Below are 25,244 nucleotides of genomic sequence, written 5' to 3' on the forward strand. Positions count from 1 at the left end.
TTATTAATACTATAAAAAAAGAAGCATGGTTTTAATAAACCATGCTTCAAATCTAAAAAAAACAATTCATCTTTCTCATAGATAAATTTACCTATCTGCTTACTGTACCTGATAAACTTTTTACAGGGCCATCACCCATTGCAATAGTTGTGTGGTTCATGGCATTTGCTGGTACTACATGTGCTAATGGTTTTAATGTAAAAGGTGCAGCGCTATTATCTGGGCTAGGTTCAACAGAAATTACAATAGTTTTTTCTTTTAAATCTGTTGGAAATGTTAAACCTGCAGGTGCATTTTGCAAATAATCTTCACCAGGATATGCTGGTCCGTTGTTATCATTACCTTTATATGGCGATGTGGCTGCATTGTCATCAGCTGCATTTGCGGTTAAAAATGTTCCGGTTGAAATTGGTGTACCATCAATAACTACCCATCCTTCGTATTTCCAACCATCGGTTAATGTTGGCAAAGTTAAACCAGCAACGGCAGAACCGCTTGTGTTATCTAAAAACCAAACGCCGCTTTCTTCGTTTGTATTATCAGTATCTGTTGGTGTTGCTAAAATATATTTTCCGGTAGCCGAAGCAAAATTAGCTACAATACCATTTGAGTTTACATTGGCAGAGCTTCCTGAAAAATCGCCTGCTAAAATTTTTGTTGCTGCTGGTGCAGGATCTGGATCTACTGCTGGCTCAATACTTAACACAAATGTTGTGGCGGCATCTAACTGCGTTCTATTTACTGTAAATGATTGCGGAAAACTTACCGAAGAAAATGTACCTGTTGATACAGGGTTACCATCTACAATTATCCAGCCTTCGTAAACGTAATCTGGACCTAATGCTTCTAATCCGTCAAGATCTAGTGTTAGTCTTGAGGTTGTTACTGGGTTATCATCATCACTACATGAAACAGTTAAAATGCTTAGCGCTAAAACTGCAAGAAATACTTTTTTTATCATCACAATATGTTTTAAAATTATTTAATACTTCAAAAGTATATTGTAACGTGTTTTTAAAATGTTAGCTACCTAACACTAAGCTGTTTTTTTATGAATTCTTATTTCTTTTCGGCCAAATTCTATAATATTTTCCTCTTTAAGTTCATTTAAGAGTATGTTTAATGTGGGCCTTGAAGTGCCTATTAACGAGGCAATGTCTCTTTGTGTGTATGGGTGATGTATTACTTTGTCACCTGTTTTTTCACAATCGTAACCATAATCTGTACACAATTCATCTAAAAATTCTATTAACCTTGTTTTGGCGTCTTTAAATAGTAGAATTTGTAAACGCCTTTCTAAACGTTTTAATTTGAAGCCAATGAGTTTGTAAATTTTTAAACTGAAGGTTTGGTTATCTCGCATTAAACCGTGCATGGTATCTACACCAACCGGACAAATACTGGTTGTATTATCAACAGATTGTGCAAATTCTGCTCTTTTGTCTTCACCCAAAATGGCGGTTTCGCCAAAAAGCTCTCCACGGGTTAAAATGGCTTTTACAACTTCATTACCATCTTCATTATAATAGCCTATTTTCACCTTGCCTTTTTCTATTAAATAGACTTTGTTGGCAGAGTCTTCTTCAAAATAAATATAGTCTTGTTTTTTATAACAATCAAAATCATGATGAGCCTTAAAGGCTTTAAATTTATGCGGACATAACACCTTAAAAAGGTTTACATCGTCAAAAAACCAAAGCGATTTCATTTTAAGATAAATTGTTTTTGTTAGTATTATATATGTCGAGATTATAAATACTAAACTTACAATTGGGCATAAAAAAACCTCCTTTAAAAAGGAGGTTTATATTTATTCTTCTTCATCTTGTGTTGTAGTATCTTCATCTAACAACCCAAGCATATCGTGTTGTTGCAGTAAGTTGTACCACTGTATTACTTTTTTAATATCACTGGCATACACTCTATCTTCATCATAATCTGGTAAAACATCAAAGAAGTATTCTTCTAGTTTATCTTTACTATCTTTTGGTTTTACTGAAGTTTGATTGCCGTTTTCTTTATCTCTAATTTTTTTAAAAACCTCTACTAAAGGTACTTCTTCGGCTAAGGTATAAATAGCTATTTCACTTAAAACACTTACATTGTTTTGAAGCCCAATTGACAAACGTTTTTTATCAATTAAGGATTCTGCTACAAAACCACCGCGGGTTTGTGTTACTAGCTTATACAAACCTGGTTTTCCTGAAATTGAAAGTACTTTTTCTAAACTCATATTATTTTTTTGAAAGGCGCAAATATCATGCGTTTATAGCTGTATTGCAAATATTATCGTTTCTTTTTTTGGTCTGGAAAACGCATTCTATAATCTATATTTATTTTTCCTTTAGAAATGTTATTTAGTTTTCCTTTTATTAAACGCTTTTTTAGGCTAGATAGTTTATCTGTGAATAATACACCTTCAATATGGTCATACTCATGTTGTATAACGCGTGCTATTAAACCATCAAACTGCTGTGTGTGTTTTTCAAAATTTTCATCAAAATACTCAATGGTAATTTGCGGTTTTCTAAACACATCTTCTCTAACATCAGGTATACTTAAGCAGCCTTCAGTAAACGCCCACTCATCACCTTCTTCTTCTAAAATTTTAGCATTTATAAATACTTTTTTAAAATCTTTTAATTGGTTTTGTTCTTCGGCAGTTAAATCTTCATCTTCAGCAAAAGGTGCTGTATCAACCAAAAACAAACGAATTGGCAACCCAATTTGTGGGGCTGCTAAACCAACACCATAGGCGCCGTACATGGTTTCAAACATATTTTCTAAAAGTGTATCTAGTTTAGGATACTCTTTGGTAATATCTTTAGCTTTCTTTTTTAAAACGGGGTCGCCGTAGGCAACTATTGGTAAAATCATAATTTAATATTGCTAATAATTTTGCAAAAGTACAAATACTATTTTATTTAGTATACAAATAACTTTGTAGTATAAGGGTGGCACTAATTTCATCAACTAGTGCTTTGTTTTGGCGTTGCTTTTTTTTCAAACCGCTATCAATCATGGTTTGAAATGCCATTTTTGATGTAAAACGCTCATCAACTCTTTTAATTTGAATTTGCGGAATTTCTTTTGATAAAGCTTCTATAAACTTTTGAATATGTACTTCACTTTCTGAAGCGGTATTATCCATTTGTTTTGGTTCTCCTATTAAAAAAAGCTCAACAGTTTCTGTACTTATATATTTTTTTAAAAAAGGTATTAACTCTTTGGTATTTACGGTTGTTAAGCCCGATGCTATAATTTGAAGTTCATCGGTTACAGCAATGCCTGTTCTTTTTGTTCCGTAATCTATTGCTAAAATTCTAGCCATGTATTTGTTTTAAACAAAAGTAGCCTATTTAAAACAAAAAGACCACCTTAATGGCAGCCTTTTATAGTTAACCTACTTATTATATATAAACTTTTGAGGGTTTGAGAGTTTGAGGGATTGAGAGATTAAGCTTTTATTTGCTTATTTAATTTAGGGAATAATAATTTAATGTTGTCAACATTTCTTTCTCTGTTGAAATAAGTTCTTATATCACTGGCAGTAGCCGCTATGGTTTCTTTTAATTCTTCTTCACTAATTATTAAAACATTTTCAGTGTTAGTAGTATTATTTAAAACCTCTTTAGTTTCATTTGAAACTACAACAGTTTTCTCAATTTCAACAGCAGTTTTATCAGCGCTTTGTGCATTTGCAAAAGTGAATCCTAAAACTAAAACTAAAAATATGTAAAACTTGTTGTTCATTGTTTTGTTGTTTTTGTTGATTCAAATATAGGTTGAGGGTAAGCTTTGCAAGCAAAAAATTAGTTGTAGAAACCTGAAAATTCGTTTATTAGAAAATGTGCACAGAACAGCCGATTAACTGATAAAACGCAGTTTTTTACCGATTAAAAAACCCTAAATACGTAGTTAAACTGACCTTTTAAACACTTAAAAGCATATTTTACTTTTTTAAAGCCTTAAAGCGCGCATTATATCGGTTTAAAAACATGCTTTTTCAGAGTGATTTAAAGCTTATCATTTTATGTGTTTTAATCTATTTTTTCTTGTAAAGCTTGATTTATTATTAAAAAAACCGACCGATATTTATATTTAATCACACAAAACGATGCCTTACTTAATAAATGTTTTATTTGTGTTTTAGTAGTTTTTAATTGAAAAAATAATCGTGTACTTTAGCCAAAAATTTAAATACTGATGACTGAATTACAACAAATAATTGAAGCTGCTTGGGACAATAGAGATTTATTAAAAGAAGAAAGAACAACTACAGCCATTAGAACTGTAATTGATTTACTTGACAAAGGTAAATTACGCGTTGCAGAACCTATTGAAGGTGGTTGGCAAGTAAATGAATGGGTAAAAAAAGGTGTGGTACTTTATTTCCCAATTCAAAAAATGGAAACTATTGAAGCTGGCCCGTTAGAATTTCATGATAAAATACCTTTAAAAACTGGTTATGCCGAAAAAGGTATACGTGTGGTTCCGCATGCTGTTGCAAGACACGGTGCTTACATTTCTGCTGGCACTATTTTAATGCCAAGTTATGTAAATATTGGCGCATATGTAGATGAAGGTACCATGGTTGATACTTGGGCTACCGTTGGTAGTTGTGCGCAAATTGGCAAAAACGTACACCTGTCTGGTGGTGTTGGTATTGGTGGTGTTTTAGAGCCTTTACAAGCTGCTCCTGTTATTATTGAAGATAACGTTTTTGTTGGCTCACGTTGTATTGTTGTTGAAGGTGTACACGTTGAAAAAGAAGCTGTTTTAGGTGCAGGTGTTGTTTTAACTATGAGCACTAAAATTATTGATGTTACCGGTAATGAGCCTGTTGAAATGAAAGGTAAAGTACCTGCAAGATCGGTAGTAATTCCTGGTAGTTATACCAAAAAATTTGCCGCTGGAGAATATCAAGTACCATGTGCTTTAATTATTGGAAAACGTAAAGAAAGCACCGATAAGAAAACATCATTAAACGATGCCTTACGTGATAACGAAGTAGCTGTTTAATTTGAAAAACAATATGTATTAAAATTCCAAATTCCTGAAACTAGATGGAGTTTGGAATTTTTTATTTGTAATTTAAAAGCGCTATGAAGGTTTTAATTATTCAACAAAAAATGATAGGTGATGTTTTAGCTACAAGTATATTATTTGAAGCTATTAAACAACAATATCCAAATGCAGAACTGCATTATGTAATAAACTCGCACACCTATCCGGTAGTTGAAAATAATCCGTTTATTGATGCTTTTAAATTTTTTACACCAGAACACGAAAAAAGTAAGCTAAAACTATACTCATTTGCCAAACAATTACAACATGAAAAATATGATGTTGTTATTGATGTATATTCAAAACTATCTAGTAATTTAATTGTTTTACTTTCAAAAGCAAAAACAAAAATTTCAAAATATAAAAAGTACACATCTGCTATTTATACGCACACTTATAAAGATGCTAAAACCACAAAAACAAATGCAGGTTTAGCCATTGAAAACAGACTACAATTATTATCGGCATTAAACATTAACATTTCACAACCTATAAAACCAAAAATTTACTTAACTAACACCGAAAAAGAACAAGCAAAACAATTTTTAATAAACAGTAATATTGATTTACAAAAACCACTTTACATGATTGGTGTTTTAGGTAGCGGTAGTAATAAAACCTATCCTTTTGAGTATATGGCACAGGTTATAAACCACATTGTAAAACAACAACCTAACGCGCAATTACTTTTTAATTACATACCTAAACAAATAAATGATGCCAAAGCTGTTTTTAATTTGTGTAACACCAAAACCAAAAAACAAATTTATTTTAATGTATTTGGAAAAAGCTTACGCCAATTTTTAGCTATAACAGCCCATTGCAACGCATTAATTGGTAACGAAGGTGGTGCTATAAATATGGCAAAAGCTTTAAATATTGCTACGTTTACTGTGTTTTCGCCATGGATTAAAAAAGAAGCCTGGAACATGTTTGACGATGGAAAAAAACACGTTTCTGTTCATTTAAAAGACTACAAACCTGAAGTTTATAATAACATTGAACACCCTAAACTACTTAAAAATAATGCTACAGCATTATACCTTAAGTTTGATCCTTCACTTTTTGAAAATTCATTAAACACCTTTTTAAAAACTAATTAACAGTTTCTTTTTTTATTCCGTAAGGTGTCCATTTTATATTTTCTTTTTTCACTTTAGCTCTAATAGCTAAGTTTCTATCTAAAGATTCTTGTGTTTTGTAACCACGGGCGTGGTCTAAGTGCAAACAAATGGCTTTGTATCTAATTTGTTTGGTTTTAACACCATTATTTACCAAACGCTCGCCCAATTCTCTGTCTGGCCCACCGTATTGCATACGCTCATCATAACCATTTATGGCAATTAAATCGGTTTTCCATGCAGAAGAGTTGCAGTTATTAAATGTAGCACCTGTTGGTGTAATACTATCCATTAGGTTGGCATACCCATTTTTAGCCGATAGTTTAAGTTTATTTTTCCAATTAAGTGTGCCTTGGGTTTTTAACCATGACACTTCAAAACAACGCTTAGTTTTTATGTCATTTTCTGTTATAGCTTCACTAATATCCATAGGAAGTTTACAATAACCACCAGATAAAAAATAACCTTTTTGAGCATGTTTAGCGTGTGTTTCAACAAAATCTTCTCGTGGTATACAATCGCCATCGGTAAATAAAATATACTCGTTTTTAGCCATTACAATGGCCTCGTTTAATATTTTTTGGCGTCTGTATCCTTTATCTTCATGCCATGCGTGCGTAATTTCTACTGGGTAATTTTGCTTAAATGTATCAATAAGTGTTTTGGTTTGATTTGTTGAACCATCATCAGCTATGATAATATCAAAATCTTTGTAAGTTTGTGTGCTATAACCAAATAAAACTTTTTTTAACCAATCGGTTTTATTGTATGTAGCAATAATAACAGTAATTTTAGGCAATGACATTTTAAGTGTTTTCTTCTAAAAAATTAATAGTTGCAAATATACGTAAATAGTGTGCATTCAAATTCATAAAAATTAGTTTTAACTACATAGTTATTTTTTTCAATGGTTGTAAAATATGTACTTTTATACTTTTAATTTTTTTGAGAAATGATAAAGCTTTCTGGAGTAATAATAACTTTTAACGAAGAACGTAATATTGAAAAATGCCTAAAATCTTTATTACCTGTTGTTGATGAAATTATTGTAGTTGATTCTTTTTCAACAGATAAAACAAAAGCTATTTGCCAAAAATATAAGGTTAGGTTTATTGAACAGAAATTTTTAGGCTACATAGAACAAAAAAACTTTGCTATTGCCCAGGCAAAACACAACTACATAGTTTCTCTTGATGGCGATGAAGCGCTTTCTGAAAAACTACAAACATCTATTTTAAAGGTGAAATCTAATTGGAATTTTGATGGTTATTACAGTAACAGATTTAATTGTTTTTGCGGACAATGGATTAAACACACCACGTGGTATCCTGATAAAAAATTACGTGTTTTTGATAGAAGAAAGGCCAAATGGGCTGGCATTAACCCGCATGATAGAATTACATTAACCGATAAAAAAAACAAAACAGGTTTTTTAAAAGGTGATATTTTACACTGGAACTACAACACTTACGCTGAGTTAAACAGTAAAGTTGAAGTGTTTACCACCATTTCTGCCGAGGCTTATTATAAACTAGGAAAAAAAGCTCCTTTATATAAAATTATTATAAACCCAACTTGGGCATTTTTTCAATCGTATATTTTAAAACTTGGTTTTTTAGATGGTTTTAATGGCTTTTTTATTTCTGTTGAAACCGCTAACACTCGCTTTTTAAAATACGCCAAACTTAGGCAGCTTATTAAAAACAATAGCTAACTTTTTTCCAAAACTTCAACTTCTTTTTCAATCTTTTTTTTCGGTGATATTTATCTTGAAATGCTTGGGTTGTTTGCCACATAACATTAAACACTTTTTCATAATCTTCACCAATACATTTTGCATATTCATCACTCATAATTTCAATCATGTGTTTGTGTATGGTTAATTTTGAAAAGTTTTTTACCCGTGTATCAAAATCTAGTTTTTTAAATTCCATTCGGTTTAAATCAACCAAATAAAATTTATAGTTTCCGTTGTTAATTTCTATAAGCGTATTACCTGGTGAGTGGTCTAAAAAATGAATATTTTTTTCGTGCAAATTAAAAGTAAACCTTGTAAATGCACGTAAAATTGCTTCATGGTTTGGATAATTTAAATTGGTTGTTAATTCTCTATAAGTTAAGTTGCAAGATTGTTGTTTACTTATGTAATAACTTTTTTTAAACAAAAAAGGTGTTGTAAACTCATAAAATGCAATGGGTTGTGGCGTACCAATCTGTAAATTTTTAAGCCTATTTGCGTATTCAAATGAACGTTGTGCTTTACTTTTTCTAAAAAATTTATAAGCTACTTGGTTTATAGCGTTAGGTACTTTAAACGATTTTACATTTAAAAGCTCACCTTCAACTTTAAAGAGTTTTAAAGAGTTTCTGTCTTGATTTCCAAAATTTTCACCTTTAGTACTAAAGTTTAAAATAATGTCATCTAAAAAATCTTCAATTACCTCAAAGTCTGCATTTATTTGTTTTTGCAAAATAACTAATGTTTGTGGTTTAATACTTTGGTGTAAAATTATAAATTTAAGTTGTATATATTTGTGCCTAATTAGGTGTAGTTATTATAATGTCTGAAAAAGTAGTATATATTCTTCATAAAAATGGTGCAAAAGGGCATTATGTAGCTTTAGATTTTTTATTAAAACAACATAATATTACTTTAAAACACAGAGAGTTTTCAATTTTTAGCAAGCTTTTTAAAAGTGTTACTAAAGGTAATTTTAGTTTATTTACTAAGCAATTAAAAAATATTGCTTTTTTTATTTCATTAGTATTTACAAAACATAAAAAAATAGTTTTAGGTATTGCGCCTTTCGATTATAAATTAATTTATATTTTAAAATTTTTAAAAAAACATGATGTTTATTATCATACGTCATGGACATGTTGGGATAAAACGTTTCATCCAAAACACAAAAAAAACACAAAAAAAACCTTTAGTTGCTGGAAACAGTTTTTAGAAGATAAAACAACACACATTTTTGCCGTAACTAATAAAAGTAAACAAGAACTTTTAACCAATTATAACATTGCTGAAAATAAAATAAGTGTTGTATACCACTCTAACAACAATGCTTTTTATAACAACCCAATAACACAAAAAAAAGCCAATAGTTTTATTTATGTTGGCAGGTTATTGCCCCAAAAAGGTATTATTGAAATTCTAGATTTTTTTAAACAAAACCAAAGTGCTAGCATTACTATTGTTGGAGACGGAAAACTAAAAAACAATGTTATTAATTTTGCCAACAAATATGATAACATAAATTACCTAGAACCAATTTATGATAAACCCAGCCTTATAAATGTTTTTAAAACGCATGAATATGTAATTTTAAATTCTAAAAAAACAAAAACATGGGAAGAACTTTTTGGCATTATAATTATTGAAGGTATGTCACTTGGGCTAATTCCTATTGCTAGTAACCACTCAGGCCCAAAAGAAATAATTACAAATAAAGTAGGTTATATTTTTAATGAAGGCAACATTGTAAGCACTCTAAACAATGTAATTAATACGGGGTTTAGCAACAGTATGTCACTTCATAATATTGAAATATCAAAACAATATTCGCTTAAAAACATTGCAAATAGATGGAAACCAATACTAAAATAGATGTTAGTTGCATAATTATAAATTACAACACATCTCAATTCACCTATAATGCCGTTAAATCTATTTTAGAATCTCATAATGATACACAACTAACCTTTGAAGTTGTAATAATTGATAATAATTCAAAAATAGAAGACTACAACGCTTTAAAAGCACAACTAAACGCATTAAACTCATCTATTATAACGCTTGTTAGAAGTAAATTCAACACTGGCTTTGGAGGCGGAAATATGCTTGGTGTTCAACATGCTAAAAACTGTAAATACTATGCATTTATAAACAATGATACTTTACAGGTTTCACCAAATTGCTTAGGCGTGCTTAAAAAGTTTATGGAATCTACACCCGATGCGGCTATTTGTTCTCCTCAAATGCTTGATGAACACAAAAAATTTAGAGCCACAATTGATCATTTTTCATCATTACAACGCGAAATTTTAAAACGTGCAACGCTAGAGTTTTTATTCCCCAAAACATATTTAAACAGAAAAAAAACATACAAAAACCCAGTTAAGGTAAACTATGTACAAGGTTCTTTTATGTTTATAAACGCACAAGATTTTAATACTGTTGGCGGGTTTGATAATAATTTATTTTTATATTATGAAGAATCTGACATTAGTTTAAGACTTTTAAAAAAATTAAAAAAATATAATTATTTAGTACCTAAAACCGAATATATACACTACAAAAGTGCCAGTATAAACAGAAACATTGCTATAAAAATTGAACAAAAAATAGCATTACTTTACCACACCCAAAAACATTATGGTTGGGTATCAAAAAAAATACTAAATAGCTACTTCATAATAAGATACTTTTTCACATCTATAATTAAACCAAAATATTGGAAATTATGGCTAACACTTTTAGCAGGTGCTCCTCTAACTAAATCTTTAAAGCACAAACAAAAAATTAATTTTATTGATTAAATTATATGCAAACCGAAATTAACAACGCATTAAAAGTTTTAAAAGAAGGTGGTATTATTTTATACCCAACAGATACTGTTTGGGGCATAGGTTGCGACGCTACAAACCCTAATGCCGTAAAAAAAATATACAACTTAAAACAACGTGAAGATAGCAAAGCACTAATATGTTTGGTGGCTGATGACAGAATGCTTAGTAAACACGTAAAACAAATACCTTTTGCCGCCCAAAATATTATTGATATTACCAACAAACCAACCACTATTATTTATGATGATGCCCAAAACTTAGCTCAAAATTTAATAGCTGAAGATGGTAGTATTGCTATAAGAATTCCTGATGACGATTTTTGCTATTGGTTATCTAGAAAACTCAACGGAGCCATAGTATCCACATCTGCAAATATTAGTGGGCAACCAACACCAAAATCATTTAAAGAAATAAGCCCTGATATTTTAAATGGCGTAGATTATGTCGTAAATTTGCAAAAAGAAAAAATTTGCAATAAACCTTCATCAATAATTAAACTAAGCAACAATGGTGTTGTTAAAATAATTAGAGAATAATTTCAAACTTATAACACTTAAAAAACACTTTTTTTGGGCGTTTTAATGTTTAAATATTATTTCTCAAAACCATGAAGTTTTATTGAATTACAAACGTATTGTTTCACAAAAAACAAACGTGAATTTGTGGCATAAAAATGAACCATAAAGAAGCATTAAAACACCCGTTATTTAAAACAATTTCGCAAGCAGCTAGCACACTTAACGTTGAAGCTTACGTTATTGGTGGCTTTGTACGCGATTATTTATTACAACGCGGTAACGCTAAAGATATTGATATTGTTGCTATTGGCAGTGGTATAAACCTAGCTAAACAAGTAGCTAAAATGCTACCCAATAAACCTAAGGTACAAATTTTTAAAACCTATGGCACCGCAATGCTCAGGCATGATGATATTGAAGTTGAATTTGTTGGGGCCAGAAAAGAATCATACACTGAAGATAGCCGAAATCCTGTTGTTGAAAACGGCACACTTAAAGATGACCAAAACCGAAGAGATTTTACCATAAACGCCTTAGCTTTAAACTTAAATCAAACACATTTTGGTGATATGTTAGACCCGTTTGAAGGCGTATCTCATTTATCTCAAAAATTAATAAAAACGCCTTTAAACCCAGATATTACATACAGCGATGATCCGTTACGCATGATGCGTGCTATAAGGTTTGCTACACAATTAAATTTCACCATAGAGCATGAAAGTTTACAGGCCATTACACGTAACGCATCAAGAATAAAAATAATAACCAAAGAACGTATTGTTGTAGAACTTAATAAAATACTTGAAAGCCCAAAACCATCCATTGGCTTTTTACTGTTAGAAAAAACAGGACTTTTAAATTATATTTTACCAGAACTTACCGCCTTAAAAGGTGTTGAGGAGGTTGAAGGCCAGCGCCATAAAGATAACTTTTATCACACCTTAGAAGTGGTTGATAATATTTCTAAACATACTGAAAATGTATGGCTACGTTGGGCAGCACTTTTGCATGATATTGGTAAAGCACCCACAAAAAAGTTTCATAAAAAAATTGGCTGGACGTTTCACGGGCATGAATTTGAAGGCTCAAAAATGGTATACAAACTTTTTAAACGCTTAAAAATGCCATTGAATGATAAAATGAAATTTGTTCAAAAAATGGTGTACATGAGCTCACGCCCTATTGTATTAGCCCAAGATATTGTAACAGATTCTGCTGTTAGGCGTTTGGTTTTCGATGCAGGCAATTATGTTGAAGATTTAATGACACTTTGCGAAGCAGATATCACTACCAAAAACCCTAAAAAATTTAAAAAATACCATAATAACTTTAAAATAGTTAGAGATAAAATTGTTGAAGTTGAAGCTCGTGACCATGTTAGAAATTTTCAACCACCTATTTCAGGTGAAGAAATTATGAAAACCTTCAACTTAAAACCTTCAAAAGAAATTGGTGTTATAAAAGAATTTATTAAAGAAGCTATTTTAGAAGGCGATATTCCTAATGAATACAATGCAGCACATAAATTAATGCTTGAAAAAGGAAAAAAATTAGGATTAGAAGTTAGAAGTTAGAAGTTAGAAGTTAGAAAACTAAATTTTAAAAACTGTGACAAAATCAAAAGACAACAAAAGGGTAATTTATTGGCTATTAACAGGCTGTTTTTTAATATTTGTAATGGTAGTTGTTGGCGGTATTACAAGGCTAACACACTCGGGTTTATCTATTTCAAATTACAAACTAATTTCGGGCACTATTCCTCCAATGAATGAAACCGAATGGCAAGAAGCCTTTAATCTATACAAACTATACCCTGAATTTCAAAAATTAAACAACCACTTTAACCTTCAAGATTTTAAAGATATTTACTTCTGGGAGTGGTTACATCGTGTTATTGGCCGCTTTATTGGCTTAGTATTTTTTATTCCGTTTGTATATTTTTTAATTAGAAAACAGCTTACAAAACCAACCATAAAAAAATGCATTATACTACTTTGCATGGGAGCATTTCAAGGTTTTTTGGGTTGGTATATGGTTAAAAGCGGTTTGGTTGACAACCCAGATGTGAGTCATTACAGGCTTGCAGCTCATTTATCAACTGCTTTTTTAACGTTTGCTTACACCTTTTGGGTAGCTTTAGATTTAATGTATCCTAATAAAACAGACATCAATATTGCTTTTAGAAACTTTATCCGTTTTAGTTTTATAATTCTTATAATTCAAATAATTTATGGCGCTTTTGTAGCTGGTTTAGATGCTGGTTTTATTCACAACCATTGGCCCATGATGAGCGAAGGTAAATTTATGCATCCAACGGTTTACATTGAACAAAATCCGTTATATAAAAACTTTATTGAAGGTAAAAGTGGTGTGCAATTTATACACCGTTGCTTAGCTTATGTAGTAGTTGTTTTAATAATAGCAATTTACGTAAAGTCTAGAAAATTAATATTAACATTACCACAAAACCGAGCTATAAATAGCCTTTTGGCTATTGTGTTTTTTCAATTTTTACTAGGCGTTTTAACCATTATATTACAAGTACCCGTGTGGTTAGGTGTAGCGCACCAAGTTGGTGCATTTTTCTTATTAAGCGCTATTACTTTTACTTTGCATAGGTTTAGCAAATAATACAAAAAAGCGTAACTTTGCACTATAATTTTTCACAATGATTTACAGGTTTAGAGTAATACTTGATAACGATACAGAAGAAGATATTTTTCGTGATTTAGAAATTAGAGAAACAGATTCTCTTGAAGATTTGCACAATATAATTACCCAATCGTTTGGTTTTAACGGTAGTGAAATGGCTTCATTTTACTTAAGTAATGACCAATGGGACCAAGGTGAAGAAATATCATTATTCGATTTAAGTGATAACGGTGGCGCCCGTTTAATGAATGAAACCACTATTAATGATGTGGTACACGAAGCCCAACCAAAACTTATTTATGTGTATGATTTTTTAAGCATGTGGACATTTTACGTTGAACTTGCTGAAATTGTTGATGTTGTTGAAGGTACAGATTACCCAAACCTTATGTTTGTACATGGACAAATACCAGATACTGCCCCAGACCGCGTTTTTGAAGCAGATAGTGATGATGATTTTAATGAGTTTGAAGATGATTTTGACGTGAACGATTATGACGATTTAGACTTTAACGAAAACTGGAACTAAACCCTTATTTTCAAAGGGTTTACATTCTCATAGTTTGTTGTTAAAAATTCTAATCCGCATTTTAAAATTTGCCCCATAGACTTACATTTTAAAAACTTTTTATCTCTAGAGTAATTATAAATATCTTTTTTAAGCATATCTATATTTTCAACTTTAGAAATAGAATCTTCTGTCATGCACGAAATTAAGTGAGCAATTCTATCATTAAAACTTTTCATACGCTTTACTAATATTGAACGCTCTTCGGTTTTGTACTGGTTTATTGATAATTTTTTTAAAGTGCCCGAAACCATTTGAACCATTTCAAAATTTTCTTTAAAAAACTGCGGCCTGTAAATATTAAATTTGCCTTCGTATGATTGCTGATCAAAATCTATAGCTCTAATTTTATAAACAACATGGTCAAAATCATGGGTTGGTGTAATTACGTAATTATATGAGCGCATATCTCCCAAAAGCCTAATCATACAGCGCTCATTAAACTTTACAAATTCTTTAGCTATTTGCGCTTTTTCAGATTTGCTACAATTTGGCAGCATGGTTTTTATAAAAACATCACCTGGTATGCCAGAAATATGCTCTTCTATTAACGTATTTTTATACACCAAAAAATTTAAGTTTGAAGGTGAAAGCATATGCTCTAACTCTAAACCGTAAACACGCGAGGCATCGGCTTTTTTCACATAGAAATAAGTAAAATTATCATTTAAAATATTTCTAATTTTTATCCTGAAGGGTTTTGAGTTTCCAAAGGTGCAAAAATCTATGGCATCAACTTTTAAAAATGGATGCGCCTCTTCATTACCATCAGAATGTAAAATGGCATACACCTTTTTTAAAGACATTTCAATTTCTTCTCTTTCATAATCATTATAATACACGCGTACCCAAAGCGTATCATTATCATCTTTATCATACACTACAATAGAACCTTGAAAACGCAATAAATCATCATAAAAAATTGGTATTTCGCTATTCCTATTATACTCAGCCAAATAATTACTGAGTTTTTCGCTAATTGGGTAAGACGGTTTCTTTTTTGATATTTTTAAATCCTCCATACCTGTAAAGTTACTCATTTTTAAATGTTTTTTTGCAGGTGTGTAACAAAATATAAACAGGCTCGTCTTACCCATATAACTAACCATTGCTAAGTTACTAGCAAAAAAAGTTTTACTATTTTGGAATCTATTCTTACAATTAACAATCTCACCAAAAAATTTGGACAATTAACTGCGGTAAAAAACCTTTCGTTCACCATTAAAAAAGGCAATGTTTACGGTATTTTAGGGCCTAACGGAAGCGGAAAATCTACCACTTTAGGCATTGTTTTAAATGTGGTAAATAAAACATCGGGCAATTTTCATTGGTTTGATGGTAACACCTCAACCCATGATGCTTTAAAAAAGGTAGGCGCTATTATTGAACGCCCCAACTTTTACCCTTACATGTCTGGTTATGAAAACTTAAAACTTGTATGCAAAATTAAAGGTGTAGATTATAGTAAAATTGACGAAAAACTTGAAATTGTTGGCCTATTAAACCGCAAAAACAGCAAATTTAAGGCGTTTTCTTTAGGCATGAAACAACGTTTAGCAATTGCTTCTGCCCTTTTAAACGACCCTGAAATTTTAATTTTAGATGAACCTACCAACGGATTAGATCCTCAAGGCATTCATCAAATTAGAGAAATTATTAAACAAATTGCTGCACAAGGCACCACTATTTTGTTGGCTTCACATTTATTAGATGAAGTTGAAAAAGTATGCTCGCATGTGGTTGTTTTAAGAAATGGCGTAAAACTATATGCCGGCAGTGTTGATGAAATGATTTCTAGCCATGGCTTTTTTGAACTTAAATGCAACAACCAAAATGAATTAATTAGCTTATTAGAAAACCATAACGCTTTTGGTAATATTAAAGTTGAAGATGATTTGGTAACTGCTTTTTTAACAGAACCCATGAAATCTGACACTTTTAACAAACTACTTTTTGAAAAAGGTATAATTCTTACCCATTTAGTACAACGCAAAGAAAGTTTAGAAGAACAATTTTTAAAACTAACTGACAACCACAACAAACAAAACCAATAACATGTTTAGATTATTACATTTAGAGCTACAAAAGCTTCTGCTAAATAAAACCAGTAAAATACTCATTTTTGTATCGTTTATTTTACCATTTTTTGTAATCCTTTTATCGTCTTTCAAAATAAATGTTTTTGGTTTTTTTACTTTAGAATTAGGTGAATTAGGTATTTTTAACTTTCCAATTATTTGGCATTTAACCACGTTTTTTTCATCGCAATTCAAATTCTTTTTTGCCATTGTTGTAGTAAGCATGATTGGTAATGAATACAGTAACAAAACCATAAAACAAAACTTAATTGACGGGTTAAGCAAAAAGGAATTTATACTTTCAAAATTTTATACCATTGTATTCTTTTCATTAGTTTCAACTCTATTAATTTTTTTAATATCGCTTTGTATTGGCCTTTATTATTCTAGCTACAATGAGTTTGCTATTATTATAAAAGAAACCGAATTTATAATAGCCTATTTTGTAAAACTTGTTGGCTTTTTTAGCTTGTGTTTATTCTTGGGCATGTTGGTTAAACGCTCTGCTTTTGCACTTGCTTTTTTGTTTATTTTATTTATTGTTGAATGGATTATTTTCGGGCTTTTAGCATGGCAATCAGACACCAATATAGCTGAGAAAATTCAAAACTTTTTCCCGTTAAAATCTATGTACAAACTCATAGACCAACCTTTCCAAAGAATTGCCATGACAAAATTTCCTGATAAAGCTAATTTAGCTTATGATTATGGAGCACATTCTTACGAAATACTTATAGTTTTAGCTTGGACAGCCTTATTTATCTTTTTATCGTATAGATTATTAAAAAAGCGCGATTTATAATATATTTGGTAGCACTTGCTATCTCTAATGAAAAATAATTATTTAATCCTTTTTTTCTTGTTTTGCACAATGAGTGTGTTTGCTCAAAGGCAAGCTGCTAATTGGTACTTTGGTTACGGTGCCGGTGTTCAATTTAACTTAGCAAACAATAATTTAACAGCAGTAAATAACGGTATGTTATTTACTAATGAGGGTTGCTCATCAATATCAGACGACTCTGGAAATTTACTTTTTTATACCGATGGCACTACGGTTTGGAATAAAAACCACGTAGCTATGCAAAATGGCTTTGGGTTGTTTGGTGATAATTCTAGCACGCAATCTGCTATTATTGTTCCTAAACCTAACGACCTCAATATTTATTATATTTTCACGGTAGATACAACTATTGGAACTGACCCTGATAATGGCTTTAATTACTCAACTGTAGATATTTCACTAAATGGTGGTTTAGGTGCTGTTACGCAAAAAAACATCAATTTATTAAAGCATTGTTCCGAAAAGCTAACAGCAGTTTTAAAAGACTGCATAACAAAATCTATATGGGTAATTACATTAGCTTCAGAAGATGGCTCACCTAATTTCTACAATACATTTCATGCCTTTGAAGTAAGTGCCGCTGGTGTTAATACAACATCTGTTAAATCTACCTTTTCAATGGCCATTCAAGACAGGCGCGGATATTTAAAATTATCTCCCGATGGCACAAAAATGGCTGCTGCCAATACCGTTGACGGTTTACAAATTTTTGATTTTGATGCATTTACTGGTAAAGCCTCTAATCTTAAATATTTATCTATAAATAGTAGTGAAAGTCCATTTCCCTATGGCGTTGAATTCTCACCAAACAGTGAACTTTTATATGTGCACGCCTACAATAATTTTTTCGATTTTAATAACCAAGCCAGAAATGAAGAACCTGAAAATCATACTTCTGTATTAGCACAATTCAATTTAACAGCGCCAGATATTCAAGCCTCACAAGTAATTTTAGATGATAGAAATTTATACCGTGGCGGCTTACAGTTAGGTCCTAACGGAAAAATTTACCGTGCTTTAAGCGCCACTTACTCTAAAGGATTAGCTTATTTAGGTGTTATAAATAATCCTAATATTGCTGGCACGGGTAGTGTATATCAACACAATGCTGTAAACTTAGGTGCAAATAAATCTTCGCAAGGTTTACCGCCTTTTATTGCTTCTTTTTTCAACAAACAAATTGACATAATTAAAAACGGCGAAAGCGCTACAAACCTCAATCTTTGTGATGGTGATACTTATACTTTAACGGCAACTGAAATTCCCGGAGCTACTTATTCCTGGACGTTTAACAACACACCTTTGCCTGAAACTGATTTTGATTTAGAAGTTTCAGAATCTGGCTATTATAAAGTGTACATTGACCCCAATAATGGCGATTGTGCTATTGAAGGCGATGCCTTTGTTTTAATAAATGCAAATCCTTCGGCTTTCAATCATAATTTATTACAATGTGATGAAGACGGAGTTAAAGACGGTATAACGCACTTTAATTTAAACCAAGCAATACCTAATATTACTGGCGGAAACACTTTAGTCACTACAAAGTTTTTTACTGATGCAGCCAGAACTAACCAAGTTGATGGCGCTAATTTTAAAAACACATCAAATCCGCAAACCATTTTTGTTGAAGTTATTGATGAAAAAACACAGTGTTTTAGCCTTTCTGAACTTACCATAAGCGTTAGCATTACTGATGCAAACAACACTAAGCTTACAGTTTGTGATGATGATGGTTTAGAAGATGGCTTTTACAACTTCAACCTAAAAAATGCTGAAAATGCCATTATTAACGGGCTTCCAACAGGGTTAAACATTACTTTTTACACAACGTACAATGATGCTCTTTTAGAAATAAATGCACTTAGCAATAATTTCACAAATACCATTGCCTATAACCAAACAATTTATGCCCGAACAGAAAACAGCAATAACTGCTATGGCATTAGCCAACTACAACTAGTTGTTAATACTTTACCTAATATTGAAACTGAATTTACAACGCATTACTGCCTAAACACATACCCAAAAACAATTAGCATTAACGCAGGTCTTTTGGTTGATAACAAAAGTAATTACACATACCAATGGTCTACTGGAGAAAACAGTTATAGCATAGATATTAACCAACCAGGAGAATATGAAGTTACTGTAACTAACAACAATATGTGTTCAAAAACTAGAATTGTAACAGTGCTGCCTTCTAACATAGCCACTATTGATGCTATAAATGTAAAAGATGCCGCTGAAAACAATACCATAACCGTTGTTGTTTCTGGTGAAGGTGATTATGAATATAGGTTGTTAGATGAAAACAACGTAGTTTACGCACCCTACCAAAGCAGTAATATTTTTGAGAACATTAAACCTGGTATTTATACTGTTTCTGTAATTGACACCAAAAATAACTGTGGCGCAACACCACCACAAAAAGTAAGCGTTATAGGTTTTCCAAAATTTTTTACACCTAATAACGATGGAAAAAACGATACATGGCAAATTTATGGCGTAAATGATATGTTTCAGACTAATACTAAAATTCAAATTTTTGATAGGTATGGCAAGCTTGTAAAAGAATTAAACCCATTAAGTAATGGTTGGGATGGCTATTTTAACGGCAATAAATTACCTGCCGATGATTATTGGTTTTCTATAACGTTACAAGATGGTAGAATTTTTAAAAATCATTTTACTCTAAAAAATTAGTTTAACAACCTATTAACAAAAATTAATGCATTTAATCGTGTTTTCTTTGCGTTTCATCTGAAAAAGATATAATTTTCGCCACTATATAACTTCCTCAAAATTAGTTATATGTAGCCCAAAAAAATTGATTGAAAAAAACCTACAGCTATGAAATTTCCATATATATTCTTTTTAACCTTTATCTGCGGTTGCAGTTTGGTTTTTTCACAGCAAATATCTGTAGATAGCTCTGTTGGAGTTCAAGAATTAATAGAAGATAATTTTGTTGATGGTTGTGTTGAAATTACCAACATATCATCATCTGTAAACGGTAGTGCATCTGGGTTTCCTAGCTATGCGTATTTTGAACGTGGTGCTTCAAATTTTCCTTTTGAAAACGGTATAATGCTTTCTACAGGTAGCGCAAATTCTGGTGGTAACAGCCCGCGTACACCAACCCTTAGCGAGGGTTCAACCACTTGGGGCACAGACCCAGATATTGAAACCGCTTTGGGTATAAACAACACACTAAATGCTACTTCTATTGAGTTTGATTTTACATCAACATCAAGTCAATTTCAATTTAATTATTTATATGCTTCTGAAGAGTATTTTGATATAAATCCCTGCCAAATTTCAGACAATTTTGTGTTCTTAATTAGAGAAGCAGGCACAAGCAATCCGTACCGAAATATAGCGGTAGTTCCTGGCACTAATCAACCTGTAAATTCTACCACAGTTCACAATGAAATATTTGGTGTTTGTCCGCCAGAAAACGAACAATATTTTGATGTTTACAACGCCGGAGACACCAATTATAACGGAAGAACAACGGTACTTACAGCTGCCGAAACTATTGTGCCTTACGTACAATATCACGTAAAATTAATTATTGCAGACCAGCGTGACGGCACCTTTGATTCGGCTGTGTTTATTGAAGGTAATAGTTTTGAAATTTTAGATTTAGGTGAAGATATTGAAACCTGTGCAAGTTCTGTAATTTTAGATGCCGATATTGATAACGCATCGGCAACATACCGATGGTTTTTAAACAATACCGAAATAGCTGGCGAAACAAACCCAACACTTAACGCCATACAAGATGGAAACTACAGAGTTGAAGTTAGCGTGCTATTAAATGCCAATAATTGTATTGAAGAAGATGATATAAACATAGTTTTAAACAGCGAAGAACCTATTGATGCTATTACAGATTATCAGTTATGTGATGATAGTAGTGGTGATGGCACTGAAACTTTTGATTTATCAACAAAAAACGCTGAATTAATTGCAAACATTCCTTTTACAAATTACACATTTTCATATCACTTTTCTGAAACCGATGCCCGAAGTAACGTTGGTGCTATTAATGCCCCAATTTCAAATTCATCAAATCCGCAGGCCATTTATGTTAGAATTGATGATACTGATACTGATTGTTTTGCATACACAACCTTCAATTTAATTGTAAACGAAGCTCCAAACGCTACACCACCAACACCTTTAGAAGTTTGTGATAGTGATGACACACCCGATGGTTATACAGTAATTGATTTAACAGTTAAAGACACTGAAATATCTGGTGGCAATAGCAATTTCATGGTTTCATACCATTACAATGCTTTAGATGCATCAACAGGTAGCAACCCCATTCCGGGTTCTTATGTAAATACCAACACACCCACAGATACTGTATATGTTAGAATTGTAAATGTTAACACCGGTTGTTTTAACACTACAACCTTAACAGTTAACATGACTACAAGCCCTATAATTAATAGAGATACTCAGTTTCTTGATGCTTGTGACCCTGAACGTGATGGTAGTGCAAATTTTGATTTAACACAAGCTATTAACGATATTTTAGGTGGTTTAACCAATGTTACTGTTTCTTATCATGAAAGTTTTACAGATGCTGAAACAGATACAAACCCTATTGCAGACCCAACTAATTATGATTACACCAATCCTGCAGGCGAACCCGGTTATAGTAATATTTATGTTAGGGTTGAAGATAATAATACCGGTTGCGCCTCTATAACACTTATTGAAGCGCATACAAATTTACTACTAACAGGTACAGACACAGGCGATTTTGCCCTTTGTGATGTTAATGACGACCAAAATGATACACTAAATTTCAACCTTAATATTGTTGAAACATTTATAAACAACGATTTACCAAACCCAATAAACGTTACGTTTTTTGAAACCGAAGACAATTTAAACAATAACACCAATGCTATTGATAAAGGATCTCCTTATCCTGCAGTAAGCCCTACAACGCTTTACATTAGGTTAGAAGACACAAACTCTGGTTGCGTTGATAATGCCGAAATAACCTTATTAGTAAATCCTATTTTATTGTTTGAATCGGTAGACCCAATCCCCTATTGTGATACTGATGGTGATGGTATTGTTAGCATAGATTTACATTCGCTAGATAACATGATAACCAATAACAACACCAATTTTACGGTTACCTATTTTAGCTCAAATACAGATGCTGAAAACAACACAAATGCGTTACCAGATTTTTATACTAACACCAATGCGGTTGAAACTCTATACGCTAGAATTGAAAATGATAATTCTGGCTGTTCTACAGTAAATCCTTTTGATATTGAAGTAGTAGTTGCTCCAGACACAACACCGCCATCGCCTTTTGTTATTTGCGATAATGATCAAGATGGTTTTTTCACCATTAATTTAGAAGATAAAATACCCGAAATGATATCAAACACCAGTGGTATTGACATTCATTTTTTCACCACTGAAAATGATGCTTTAAATAACACAAATGCCATTACAAACCCCACTAATTTTAATGCTGAAACACAAACTATTTACACACGTTTAGAGTACGCCGTATCAGGTTGTTTCAACATAACAAATATTGATGTTTATGTTAACACATTACCTGTAATACCTAGTGATTTAGATTTTCAAATTTGTGAAGAAACAGGCACCACCGTTGCAGATTTTATTTTATCTGATATGGATGTAAATGTACTCAATGGGCAAACAGGTAAAGAAGTGTATTACTTTGAAAATGAAAACGATGCTTTAAACGGCAATTTAGCCAATGCTATTGATAAAAATAACGTTTACCAAAATACCTCTAGCCCACAAACTATTTATATTAGAGTTGAAAATTTAACTGCTGATGCTGGTACTTGTTTTGCAACCTCATCAATGACCATTCAAGTATCACCGGAACCCATTTATAACCCAATTGTAGATTTTTTAGTGTGTGATGATATTTCAAATGATGGTATTCATATTTTTGATTTAGACGCAAAACGCACTGAAATTGCATCGGGTTCACCTGATAATTTAAACATATCATTTCACACAACATTTAATGATGCCGATACAAATATAAATCCGTTAGGCAACAACTATACAAACACTCAAAATCCGCAAACAATTTATATAAGAATTGAAAGCGAAGATTCTTTATGTCATGTTGTTGAGCCCTTAGGCATGAATATAATTGCTGCACCTGATATTTCTGAAGTTTCAGGTCCTTTAGTTGAATGTGATGCAGATTATGACGGTATTACAGCCTTTAATTTAGAAGAAGCAGATTATGAAATGCGCGATAGAATTACCGATGATTTAGAGGTTTATTATTTTGAAAATTTTGATGACATTAACCCTAATGACGGGTTTGATAACACCAACGCCATTACAAACCCAACAAGCTTTAATTCTGCTTCACAAACCGTATTCATTAAAGTAGTTAATAGTTTAACAGGCTGTTATAGCGTTATTTCGCAAGAATTAGTAGTTAACTTGCCACCAAATACAAACAACGTTGGCACCATTGAGATTTGTGATAACGGCTCAAATTTTTATGATTTATTACAAGTCAACCCATTAATTGTTAATGATGTAAACCTGATAAACATTTCATATCACGAGAGTGAACCTGATGCTACAGCAAACACAAATCCCTTAAACACAAATTACAATTACGCATCTAGTTTTCAAACTATATATGTAAGAGTTTCAAATGTAAACACAGGGTGCGTAATTGTAACATCGTTTAATTTACAAGTAAACCCTAACCCAGTTGCAAATACAACACCAGGTTTAGTAGCCTGTGATGACGATTTTGATGGCTTTTTTGAATTTAATCTTTCAACTACAGCAAACACTATTTTAGGCTCTCAAAACGGTAATGATTACACGGTTACTTATTTCTCATCAAATACTGATGCCCAAAACAACGAAAACCCTTTAAACATTTTGCATGCTGCTTTTAACGGCGAAATTATTTACGCCAGAGTTGAAGATAATGCAACAGGTTGTTTTGATGTTACCAACTTTTCAACACGCGTTAATCCGTTACCTATAATTCCTATTGATGATATTGTTCCATTGTGCTTAGATAACCTACCACTTGTAATTGATGCCTACACTGGTAACAATTCAGACACTTATCAATGGTCTACTGGTGCAACAACACCACAAATAATATTAACCAACCCGTCACAAATTGGCAATTATTGGGTTACCGTAACAACCCCAAATATTATTGGCGATGATTGTGAATACACGCACCCCTTTTCTGTAATAGAATCACAAGAAGCAGATATTAACTTTACCACAACAGTTAATTTTGCAGACCCCAATAGTATAACTGTTAATGTTAGTGGCATTGGAGACTATGTTTATATTTTAGATGATGCCGAACCACAAACATCTAATATTTTTGAAAACGTTTCTTACGGTCCGCATCTTGTTACTATTAGAGATTTAAACGGTTGTACAGATGCTACAAGAACAGTAGTGGTTATTGATGTGCCTAAATATTTCACACCAAATAATGATAGTTTTAATGACACATGGCATATTGTTGGTATTGAAGAAATACCTGGAACCATTGTATATATTTACAACCGCCACGGAAAACTCATAAAAACACTACCGCATACATCGGTGGGTTGGGATGGAACTTTTAACGGAAATAACATGCCTGCCGATGATTATTGGTTTTCGGCCGATGTTTTACACGAAGGTGAAGCTTTCACTGTAAAAGGACATTTTGCATTAAAACGCTAACAAAACATTCAAATCATTCTACTTTTATTACTTTTTATCTAAAAGTTTTAAACCTTTACAACATTGTAACGT

Annotated in this window: 22 protein-coding genes; 13 read left to right on the forward strand and 9 right to left on the reverse strand. The window is 31.9% G+C overall.

Annotated features, from left to right (window positions below):
* Window positions 1-91: 91 nt before the first annotated feature.
* From ACXAG4_RS00970 to ACXAG4_RS00995, 6 genes are all read right to left on the reverse strand, one after another.
* Window positions 92-961 (reverse strand): anti-sigma factor, encoded by an 870-nt coding sequence (locus ACXAG4_RS00970; protein ID WP_475294205.1) that lies wholly within the window; start codon window positions 959-961, stop codon window positions 92-94.
* Window positions 962-1,036: 75 nt separating this feature from the next.
* Entirely contained in the window at window positions 1,037-1,708 is a 672-nt protein-coding gene (locus ACXAG4_RS00975) for a Crp/Fnr family transcriptional regulator (protein WP_475294206.1), read from the reverse strand.
* Between the two features lie 102 nt (window positions 1,709-1,810).
* Entirely contained in the window at window positions 1,811-2,233 is a 423-nt protein-coding gene (locus ACXAG4_RS00980) for a DUF5606 family protein (RefSeq protein ID WP_475294207.1), read from the reverse strand.
* Between the two features lie 53 nt (window positions 2,234-2,286).
* Window positions 2,287-2,877: a peptide deformylase gene (gene def / locus ACXAG4_RS00985; RefSeq protein ID WP_475294208.1), complete on the reverse strand. Its 591-nt coding sequence runs from the start codon at window positions 2,875-2,877 to the stop codon at window positions 2,287-2,289.
* 43 nt (window positions 2,878-2,920) lie between these two features.
* Window positions 2,921-3,331, reverse strand: coding sequence for a Holliday junction resolvase RuvX (gene ruvX / locus ACXAG4_RS00990; protein WP_475294209.1), 411 nt, complete (start codon window positions 3,329-3,331; stop codon window positions 2,921-2,923).
* 125 nt (window positions 3,332-3,456) lie between these two features.
* On the reverse strand, window positions 3,457-3,753 hold the full coding sequence (locus ACXAG4_RS00995; protein ID WP_475294210.1) for a hypothetical protein: 297 nt from the start codon (window positions 3,751-3,753) through the stop codon (window positions 3,457-3,459).
* 453 nt (window positions 3,754-4,206) lie between these two features.
* Here ACXAG4_RS00995 and ACXAG4_RS01000 point away from each other — a divergent pair, with 453 nt between their 5' ends.
* Window positions 4,207-5,022, forward strand: coding sequence for a 2,3,4,5-tetrahydropyridine-2,6-dicarboxylate N-succinyltransferase (locus ACXAG4_RS01000; RefSeq protein ID WP_147136711.1), 816 nt, complete (start codon window positions 4,207-4,209; stop codon window positions 5,020-5,022).
* 83 nt (window positions 5,023-5,105) lie between these two features.
* Window positions 5,106-6,170: a glycosyltransferase family 9 protein gene (locus ACXAG4_RS01005; protein WP_475294211.1), complete on the forward strand. Its 1,065-nt coding sequence runs from the start codon at window positions 5,106-5,108 to the stop codon at window positions 6,168-6,170.
* Here ACXAG4_RS01005 and ACXAG4_RS01010 read toward each other — a convergent pair.
* On the reverse strand, window positions 6,163-6,993 hold the full coding sequence (locus ACXAG4_RS01010; RefSeq protein WP_475294212.1) for a glycosyltransferase family 2 protein: 831 nt from the start codon (window positions 6,991-6,993) through the stop codon (window positions 6,163-6,165). The two genes, ACXAG4_RS01005 and ACXAG4_RS01010, sit on opposite strands and share 8 nt — an antisense overlap.
* Before the next feature lie 147 nt (window positions 6,994-7,140).
* Here ACXAG4_RS01010 and ACXAG4_RS01015 point away from each other — a divergent pair, with 147 nt between their 5' ends.
* On the forward strand, window positions 7,141-7,902 hold the full coding sequence (locus ACXAG4_RS01015) for a glycosyltransferase family 2 protein (RefSeq protein ID WP_475294213.1): 762 nt from the start codon (window positions 7,141-7,143) through the stop codon (window positions 7,900-7,902).
* On the opposite strand, the gene ACXAG4_RS01020 is transcribed toward ACXAG4_RS01015, so the two are convergent.
* Window positions 7,886-8,659 (reverse strand): lipopolysaccharide kinase InaA family protein, encoded by a 774-nt coding sequence (locus ACXAG4_RS01020; protein WP_475294214.1) that lies wholly within the window; start codon window positions 8,657-8,659, stop codon window positions 7,886-7,888. The two genes, ACXAG4_RS01015 and ACXAG4_RS01020, sit on opposite strands and share 17 nt — an antisense overlap.
* Before the next feature lie 89 nt (window positions 8,660-8,748).
* On the opposite strand from ACXAG4_RS01020, the gene ACXAG4_RS01025 reads away from it, so the two are divergent.
* From ACXAG4_RS01025 to ACXAG4_RS01050, 6 genes are all read left to right on the forward strand, one after another.
* A complete protein-coding gene (locus tag ACXAG4_RS01025; protein WP_475294215.1) occupies window positions 8,749-9,798 on the forward strand; it encodes a glycosyltransferase in 1,050 nt (349 codons plus the stop codon).
* Window positions 9,777-10,730 (forward strand): glycosyltransferase, encoded by a 954-nt coding sequence (locus ACXAG4_RS01030; RefSeq protein WP_475294216.1) that lies wholly within the window; start codon window positions 9,777-9,779, stop codon window positions 10,728-10,730. Before ACXAG4_RS01025 ends, ACXAG4_RS01030 begins: the two co-directional genes overlap by 22 nt.
* 5 nt (window positions 10,731-10,735) lie before the next feature.
* The gene (locus ACXAG4_RS01035; protein ID WP_475294217.1) at window positions 10,736-11,296 is read left to right on the forward strand and encodes an L-threonylcarbamoyladenylate synthase; all 561 of its coding nucleotides are present in this window, start codon (window positions 10,736-10,738) and stop codon (window positions 11,294-11,296) included.
* A gap of 137 nt (window positions 11,297-11,433) precedes the next feature.
* Window positions 11,434-12,852 carry a CCA tRNA nucleotidyltransferase gene (locus ACXAG4_RS01040; protein WP_475294218.1) on the forward strand — a complete coding sequence of 473 codons (1,419 nt, stop codon included), beginning with the start codon at window positions 11,434-11,436 and terminating at the stop codon, window positions 12,850-12,852.
* Window positions 12,853-12,886: 34 nt separating this feature from the next.
* Window positions 12,887-13,909: a COX15/CtaA family protein gene (locus ACXAG4_RS01045; protein WP_475294219.1), complete on the forward strand. Its 1,023-nt coding sequence runs from the start codon at window positions 12,887-12,889 to the stop codon at window positions 13,907-13,909.
* A 37-nt stretch (window positions 13,910-13,946) separates the two neighbouring features.
* Complete coding sequence (locus ACXAG4_RS01050) at window positions 13,947-14,459, forward strand: IS1096 element passenger TnpR family protein (protein WP_475294220.1); 513 nt, start codon at window positions 13,947-13,949, stop codon at window positions 14,457-14,459.
* On the opposite strand, the gene ACXAG4_RS01055 is transcribed toward ACXAG4_RS01050, so the two are convergent.
* Window positions 14,456-15,538 (reverse strand): hypothetical protein, encoded by a 1,083-nt coding sequence (locus ACXAG4_RS01055; protein ID WP_475294221.1) that lies wholly within the window; start codon window positions 15,536-15,538, stop codon window positions 14,456-14,458. The two genes, ACXAG4_RS01050 and ACXAG4_RS01055, sit on opposite strands and share 4 nt — an antisense overlap.
* Window positions 15,539-15,640: 102 nt before the next feature.
* Here ACXAG4_RS01055 and ACXAG4_RS01060 point away from each other — a divergent pair, with 102 nt between their 5' ends.
* The 4 genes from ACXAG4_RS01060 to ACXAG4_RS01075 all read left to right on the forward strand — a co-directional run bounded on the left by ACXAG4_RS01060 (window position 15,641) and on the right by ACXAG4_RS01075 (window position 25,172).
* Window positions 15,641-16,552 (forward strand): ABC transporter ATP-binding protein, encoded by a 912-nt coding sequence (locus ACXAG4_RS01060; protein ID WP_475294222.1) that lies wholly within the window; start codon window positions 15,641-15,643, stop codon window positions 16,550-16,552.
* Window position 16,553: 1 nt separating this feature from the next.
* Window positions 16,554-17,378 carry an ABC transporter permease gene (locus ACXAG4_RS01065; RefSeq protein WP_475294223.1) on the forward strand — a complete coding sequence of 275 codons (825 nt, stop codon included), beginning with the start codon at window positions 16,554-16,556 and terminating at the stop codon, window positions 17,376-17,378.
* 69 nt (window positions 17,379-17,447) lie between these two features.
* Window positions 17,448-20,123, forward strand: a complete 2,676-nt coding sequence (locus tag ACXAG4_RS01070) for a T9SS type B sorting domain-containing protein (protein ID WP_475294224.1) — start codon at window positions 17,448-17,450, stop codon at window positions 20,121-20,123.
* A gap of 147 nt (window positions 20,124-20,270) precedes the next feature.
* A complete protein-coding gene (locus ACXAG4_RS01075; RefSeq protein ID WP_475294225.1) occupies window positions 20,271-25,172 on the forward strand; it encodes a choice-of-anchor L domain-containing protein in 4,902 nt (1,633 codons plus the stop codon).
* Window positions 25,173-25,244: the final 72 nt, after the last annotated feature.

Source organism: Seonamhaeicola sp. ABD4_175 (assembly GCF_056160885.1).

Coding starts and splice junctions, on each gene's coding strand:
- ACXAG4_RS00970 (WP_475294205.1), bottom strand. CDS start 961: ATGATAAAAAAAGTATTTCTTGCAGTTTTAGCGCTAAGCATTTTAACT.
- ACXAG4_RS00975 (WP_475294206.1), bottom strand. CDS start 1,708: ATGAAATCGCTTTGGTTTTTTGACGATGTAAACCTTTTTAAGGTGTTA.
- ACXAG4_RS00980 (WP_475294207.1), bottom strand. CDS start 2,233: ATGAGTTTAGAAAAAGTACTTTCAATTTCAGGAAAACCAGGTTTGTAT.
- def (WP_475294208.1), bottom strand. CDS start 2,877: ATGATTTTACCAATAGTTGCCTACGGCGACCCCGTTTTAAAAAAGAAA.
- ruvX (WP_475294209.1), bottom strand. CDS start 3,331: ATGGCTAGAATTTTAGCAATAGATTACGGAACAAAAAGAACAGGCATT.
- ACXAG4_RS00995 (WP_475294210.1), bottom strand. CDS start 3,753: ATGAACAACAAGTTTTACATATTTTTAGTTTTAGTTTTAGGATTCACT.
- ACXAG4_RS01000 (WP_147136711.1), top strand. CDS start 4,207: ATGACTGAATTACAACAAATAATTGAAGCTGCTTGGGACAATAGAGAT.
- ACXAG4_RS01005 (WP_475294211.1), top strand. CDS start 5,106: ATGAAGGTTTTAATTATTCAACAAAAAATGATAGGTGATGTTTTAGCT.
- ACXAG4_RS01010 (WP_475294212.1), bottom strand. CDS start 6,993: ATGTCATTGCCTAAAATTACTGTTATTATTGCTACATACAATAAAACC.
- ACXAG4_RS01015 (WP_475294213.1), top strand. CDS start 7,141: ATGATAAAGCTTTCTGGAGTAATAATAACTTTTAACGAAGAACGTAAT.
- ACXAG4_RS01025 (WP_475294215.1), top strand. CDS start 8,749: ATGTCTGAAAAAGTAGTATATATTCTTCATAAAAATGGTGCAAAAGGG.
- ACXAG4_RS01030 (WP_475294216.1), top strand. CDS start 9,777: ATGGAAACCAATACTAAAATAGATGTTAGTTGCATAATTATAAATTAC.
- ACXAG4_RS01035 (WP_475294217.1), top strand. CDS start 10,736: ATGCAAACCGAAATTAACAACGCATTAAAAGTTTTAAAAGAAGGTGGT.
- ACXAG4_RS01040 (WP_475294218.1), top strand. CDS start 11,434: ATGAACCATAAAGAAGCATTAAAACACCCGTTATTTAAAACAATTTCG.
- ACXAG4_RS01050 (WP_475294220.1), top strand. CDS start 13,947: ATGATTTACAGGTTTAGAGTAATACTTGATAACGATACAGAAGAAGAT.
- ACXAG4_RS01055 (WP_475294221.1), bottom strand. CDS start 15,538: ATGAGTAACTTTACAGGTATGGAGGATTTAAAAATATCAAAAAAGAAA.
- ACXAG4_RS01065 (WP_475294223.1), top strand. CDS start 16,554: ATGTTTAGATTATTACATTTAGAGCTACAAAAGCTTCTGCTAAATAAA.
- ACXAG4_RS01070 (WP_475294224.1), top strand. CDS start 17,448: ATGAGTGTGTTTGCTCAAAGGCAAGCTGCTAATTGGTACTTTGGTTAC.
- ACXAG4_RS01075 (WP_475294225.1), top strand. CDS start 20,271: ATGAAATTTCCATATATATTCTTTTTAACCTTTATCTGCGGTTGCAGT.